Origin of the sequence: Anaplasma marginale str. Florida (assembly GCF_000215485.1) — a bacterium.
Lineage (GTDB): Bacteria > Pseudomonadota > Alphaproteobacteria > Rickettsiales > Anaplasmataceae > Anaplasma > Anaplasma marginale.
On the sequence record NZ_AFMS01000110.1, the window covers coordinates 1 to 5,495 of the forward strand.

A 5,495-nucleotide genomic window follows, 5' to 3' on the forward strand; every position below is an offset into this window, starting at 1 on the left:
GAAAATCTGTCTTTATACACCTGGTTACAAAAACACAAAATCAGATTGCGGGCCAAAGACTCACGATCTTGCAATTTGTCAATCTCGTAAATCGGCACAGCATCTACCCACTGCAAAGTAAGAACGCGTTTGGAGGTGCAATTCCAGTCTACCTTTGGCACACAAAATATCCCGCGATCCGCCTTTGTGTTCTCCCTCAACTCCTCCGCATTCGCCGCTTCGAAGCGTAAATCTAGCTCCAGTCTGCATATGCTCGCAAACATTTCAACCAGTTGCCCAAGCTGGAATCTCTGCAACCCGCGGCACCCACCGAAAATACGCGCCAATAGACGCATAAGTCTTATATCCCTGCGGAAATCTTGCTCCACCCCGGGTCTGAGCACTTTCACCGCCCTGAGTTCACCATCTAGTGTTTTTGCCTTATGAACCTGGGCAACGCTCGCCGCGGCAACCGGCACCGTATCAAATTCTCGAAAGATGCTACCCATCTGTCTGCGCAAATCACACTCAATCGTTTTTACGACGTCGTCGAATGAAAATGGTGGTAGCGCATCACACAAACGGAGCAGGTTCTTCGCCGCGTCTTCCCCCACTATGTCTACCCTAGCAGCAAGAAATTGGCCAAACTTAATAAACGTTGGGCCCAAGCTTTGTAAAAGAATACACAACCTCTCCGCACGGGTTTTTGAACGCAATCTGAGCGATAGGAAGCCCGTGTACGGCAAGATGCCATGGCACAAAATAGCCGTCACTATGCGCAACATTCTGGCGCAGCTTTTTATTACGCTAAACATTATTCGGAAACACGCTCAGAAACTTTGCGTTTTCTGTGATTTCCTCGGGCGTGCCTTCGCAGCGTATTGAGTGGTTTACGCAAATAACCCTGTCAGAGCATGACATCACGCAGTGCAGATCGTGCGATGTCATGAGGACGCTCACACCGCACTCTGTAACCAGCCGTGCAACTAGTTTGTAGAAATTGTGCTTCGCTTCAATATCCATGCAGCTCACAGGCTCGTCCAAAATTATAAGATCAGGCTTCATCATCAGGCATCTAGCAAGTAGCACTAACTGGGTTTCGCCAGCGGATAGCTCGGCCACTTGCCGCTTCAACAGCCGCTCAACATCAACGTATTTCATCGAGTCTTCCAAATCTGAGACTGCACGTCTCCCCAGGTAGGTATGCAGAAGAAAATATTCGACCGTCATGGGCATAAGACGATTGATCTTGATATTCTGGGGAAGATAGCCTATTCCCAGTTTACCAAAATAACGCACTGTACCCTTGTATGCCTTGTTTATCCCCACAAGAACGCGCACCAACGAGGTCTTGCCGCCCCCATTTGGGCCCAAAATAGTTACAATCTCCCCAAATTTTACCGAAAAGCTAACGTTATCTATAACCTTTTTATCTTCGTAAAATAGTGTTAGACTATCGGCCGTGAGTATCGCGCGCCTCGACGAGACTCTCGACTCTCCTCCTTTTATTGCGGGCTGCCTGAAATGCTGGTGATTAGACGACATGTGATCTCATTCATGGTAGCGCTCACGGTGCTGCTGCCGGTAGGAGGATATACCGTTCCAAGGGTAGCTGCAACCATAAATCCCGTATATTTTCTGATAAGCGCAGTGGCCCATGGGGTGGTAGAGCCATCGTTGCCCACAACTGGCGCATCATGCGTACACGATTGCGTGCTCAAGCCCTCCGACATGGCAAAGCTAAACTCCTCAGACATAGTTTTTTATATCGACGACAGGCTGGAGTCCTTCGTTAGAAGGCTGGACAACAGAGCAGGCAGGAGGCTCGTGAAACTTTCAGATGAGGTAACGTTGCTCACAGAAAGGGCCGTCGGTGGGCGCTTCACGCATGAAAAGGACCTGCACATATGGCTAGATCCAGATAACGCCAGCAAAATGGTACAAAAAATCTGCACGGTTCTCTCTGAAGAGGATCCGGAAAATGCTCATGCCTACAGGCAAAACGCGGAAGCTGCGCTTGCAAAGATAAAAGACATGGCTGGCAGAATCAGCGCAGTGCTCGCACCTATCAGAGACACACCGTACATGGCAGAGCATGATGCCTATCAATATTTTGACAGGTACTTCGGGCTGAACTTCGTGGCCGCACTGTCTGGCAGTGGGCATACAGTCAGTGTTACCGCAAAGGGGTTGTCATTCGCAAAAAAGGCTGCAAAGGAGCATGAAGTGCGATGTATTTTTACTGACCCGTTGCATAGTGCATCTCGTTACAGGCTTGTAAGCAAGAAAATAAAAATATGCGCACTAGATCCGCTTGGACGCAACATCCGGGGTACGGACGGGTATTTTGAACTGATGGAGACAATCGCAAACAGTTTCCGGAGCTGCCTTCAGCAGCGTGGTGATTAGCTATATCTTGCCAGTTGTGTAAAGTTGGGGCCTGTGACTCCACGCATACTCATGGCGGCTGCATGTGGCTAGATCAATATAATGCCTCGCTGAACGGGGCCAGACATTTTAGCCCGATGTGACTTTACAAGGAAAAATGGGTGGAGGCACCTTAAGCCTTGGGAGTTGCAATCCTGTCCAATGCAAAATTGCTAGCCGATGACGTTTCCTCTGCGGTGGGGCGTGTACCATTCATAAAAGTCAAATTGCTAGGTAATGACGTACCTTGAGGAGAGAGCCGCGCGTAGCGTGCCCTCGTCTAGGTAGTCTATCTCTCCCCCAAGAGGAATGCCACATGCAAGCCTAGTCACCTTGGCATCAGTGCCCTTCACCATCTGAGCTATGTAATGGCACGTCACTTGTCCGTCCATGTCATTGCTCGTTGCAACGATGACTTCTTTAACCCCATGCGTGCGAATCCTATCTACAATTCCACCCAGATTTAGGTCTTCCGGACCAATACCAGAGAGGGCAGACAATGCTCCCCCCAGCACGTGGTATACCCCGGAATATATTCTCCCGCGCTCGAAAGCCCACAAGTCACCCAACTCCTCAACAACACAGATAATGCTTTGGTCCCGACCCTTATCGGAACATATGGAGCAGGGAGAAATGGTGTCTAAATTGTGGCAGATTGTGCACTCCTTAGTGTGCATTTCTAACTCTCTAATTCCGGCAGCGAGGGGCACCATTACGTCCTGCCTATGCCGCAACAGATGCAACACTATGCGACGTGAAGAGGCAGGGCCCAAACTCGGAAGCTTGGCAAAAAGATTTATAAGCTTAGTTATGTCCATATCAGCGCAAACACCCAACCAAGACGATACACAAAGAGGGGCCCGCTTCTGCACACTGCTGACTGTTCAGGTCAATTGTTAGACTCATCGTTGTTATGCGCCAGCTTGCCATCTTTTAACTCCTTTCTCAGACTACGGATGCCCTTTCCGAGATCACCCATAACTTGAGGTAATTTACCAGCACCAAACAACACTAGAATGATCAGAAATATAAGAAAAATCTGCCACGGACCTAAACTCATATACGCAACCCCCCAAACAACTATAGCCTGAACAACAAAACCTTGCCCAGATCAAAAGATACAGATATCACATCACCAACTTCGGGCAAAACAGAACCCGTAAACTTCATCCAATACGCGCAACCTTGTACCTCTATGTATACCATACTGTTAAAAAATCTTACAAGTTTCACCGTAGCAGGAATTCCGCTGCTCTGTCGCAAAAAAATCGCCTCGGGCCGCATACACACAGCCACCTTGCTCCCGTCCCCAAACGAGCTTGCGTCAATATCACCAACTCCCGATATTGCAACTTTTCCATCACACACAACGGACTCAAAGTAATTTGACTTCCCAAAAAATTGCGCCAAGTGTGCATCTTTTGGATTATTGTATATTTCGCCCGGGGCGCCACATTGCACTATCCTGCCCTCACGTATCACATAGATCTTGTCTGCAACCTCAAGCGCTTCTTCCGGGTCATGCGTTACCAAAAGAGTGGTAATACGCTCACGCCTTATTATGGACAATACATCAGCCCTAATTTTAGATCGCAAAATGATATCCAGATTAGAAAACGGCTCATCCAACAGGATGATCTCTGGATTCTGGGCCATAGTTCTGGCAATCGTCACAAGCTGCTGCTGCCCCCCAGAAAGCATGTGGGGGTACGCACCCCTGTGGCTATCCATACCTAGCAAGCGCAGCATGTGTAGCGCGCGCTGGGTTTTTCTTTCCTTGCCCTGCTCCTTTACCGCGAACGCAACGTTTTCCTCCACGGTTTGGTGATGGAACAGCGATGGATGCTGGAATACCAGCCCCACATTTCTCTTTTCTGTGGGAACGTGCGTGTTGTTTTGTGCATCGCTTAGCACCCTTCCATTGACCATTATCACGCCGGTGCGCAGCCTTTCCAACCCGGCAATTAATTTTAGAATTGTGGACTTCCCACATCCGGACGGGCCGAGTAGGCATATGACCTCTCCCCTATCTCCGGAAAAGCAGTCAACGCTCAGCAGGAAATCTGTCTTCCTGTACTTATGCGACACATTATCCAGTCTCAGTCCCTCGACCACAGTATTACCGCTGACGCTGCCACAAGCCATGGTACCACTCACTGTACCTATTCACAAGTGCACCCAGATCTTAAAATAATGACGACAACCCAGGCGTGCGATATGTGAGCTAGTCAACTCTTTCTGTATACCCACCATTTGTTCAGCAACCCAGAAATGCTGTGGAACACCTGCGTGTTTTTAGGGTATAGACCCATCCACACGTGTCACCAAGGGGCAATAGTACAACGGCAAGGATTGCAAATTTTCCAGAAATGTGAACGCGCTTGGTTCTGAGCAAAGCTACGGCCCCCCTACTGTGTGGTACAAAAAAATTAGGTAGGCACAGATCATTGCAAAAACAAAAAAAAGAGGATAACCTACGCTCTAGTAATGTGTGATATGAGGCTTCCTATGGGTACTTTTATGCGTTTGGCAGCGTTGCAATTCTCTCTTCTGTTGTGTTGCGTGTCGGCCGCACATGCTGCTGACAGCGGCAAGTATTTGAACCACGTGAACACTAAGGTCGACGTTGGCTCAGTCTCCGGTAATGTTGTGAATGCTGCAGTAACGTTTGACGTCGAATCGGGGTGGCATATATGCGCTAAGGAGCCAGGGGACACCGGCATGCCAACTGTGTTCTCATTTGAAAGCGAAGAGGTGAAAGAGCATACCATCCACTGGCCAAAACATTCTGAAATTGTCGATAAGGCGGCAGACAAAACTCTAAAAAGCAATGTATACTCAGGCACCGTAGTATTCCCGGTAAAGCTTGAAGTTGCCGAAGGCGTAAGACATGTCAGGCTAAACGTCAGCTTCGCAGCTTGTGGACCATCTTGTGTACCTCAGAGCAGGGTTCTCACTATTGATGTGCCAGAACAAGGTTTTGAAAACGGTACCGTTCTGGATCTTATTGATGAGTGGAAGAACAGGTAAGTTGGCTCAGTACTCAAGCCAGGGCGTTGTGCTTCTGGCTTGAGTGTGGTATTGATGCA

The 5,495-nt window shown here is 48.8% G+C and carries 7 protein-coding genes; 2 read left to right on the plus strand and 5 right to left on the minus strand.

Annotated elements, in window-relative coordinates; translation table 11 throughout:
* On the minus strand, positions 1-794 hold a 794-nt coding region (locus GAC_RS02935; RefSeq protein WP_037349433.1), incomplete at its 3' end, for an AarF/UbiB family protein.
* Positions 787-1,524 (minus strand): metal ABC transporter ATP-binding protein, encoded by a 738-nt coding sequence (locus tag GAC_RS02940; protein WP_012658890.1) that lies wholly within the window; start codon positions 1,522-1,524, stop codon positions 787-789. The genes GAC_RS02935 and GAC_RS02940, both read right to left, overlap by 8 nt.
* Between GAC_RS02940 and GAC_RS02945 the strand changes: the two genes are divergently transcribed.
* Positions 1,504-2,388 (plus strand): metal ABC transporter substrate-binding protein, encoded by an 885-nt coding sequence (locus GAC_RS02945; RefSeq protein WP_012658889.1) that lies wholly within the window; start codon positions 1,504-1,506, stop codon positions 2,386-2,388. The genes GAC_RS02940 and GAC_RS02945 overlap by 21 nt on opposite strands.
* Positions 2,389-2,636: 248 nt before the next feature.
* Here the strand turns inward: GAC_RS02945 and recR are convergent, their stop codons facing one another.
* The 3 genes from recR to GAC_RS02960 all read right to left on the minus strand — a co-directional run bounded on the left by recR (position 2,637) and on the right by GAC_RS02960 (position 4,551).
* The gene (gene recR, locus GAC_RS02950; protein ID WP_010267368.1) at positions 2,637-3,224 is read right to left on the minus strand and encodes a recombination mediator RecR; all 588 of its coding nucleotides are present in this window, start codon (positions 3,222-3,224) and stop codon (positions 2,637-2,639) included.
* Between the two features lie 71 nt (positions 3,225-3,295).
* A complete protein-coding gene (gene tatA, locus GAC_RS02955) occupies positions 3,296-3,466 on the minus strand; it encodes a twin-arginine translocase TatA (protein ID WP_010263388.1) in 171 nt (56 codons plus the stop codon).
* A 20-nt stretch (positions 3,467-3,486) separates the two neighbouring features.
* Positions 3,487-4,551 carry an ABC transporter ATP-binding protein gene (locus GAC_RS02960; protein ID WP_010267367.1) on the minus strand — a complete coding sequence of 355 codons (1,065 nt, stop codon included), beginning with the start codon at positions 4,549-4,551 and terminating at the stop codon, positions 3,487-3,489.
* A 375-nt stretch (positions 4,552-4,926) separates the two neighbouring features.
* Between GAC_RS02960 and GAC_RS02965 the strand changes: the two genes are divergently transcribed.
* Positions 4,927-5,436: a protein-disulfide reductase DsbD domain-containing protein gene (locus GAC_RS02965; protein ID WP_223822662.1), complete on the plus strand. Its 510-nt coding sequence runs from the start codon at positions 4,927-4,929 to the stop codon at positions 5,434-5,436.
* Positions 5,437-5,495 lie beyond the last annotated feature (59 nt).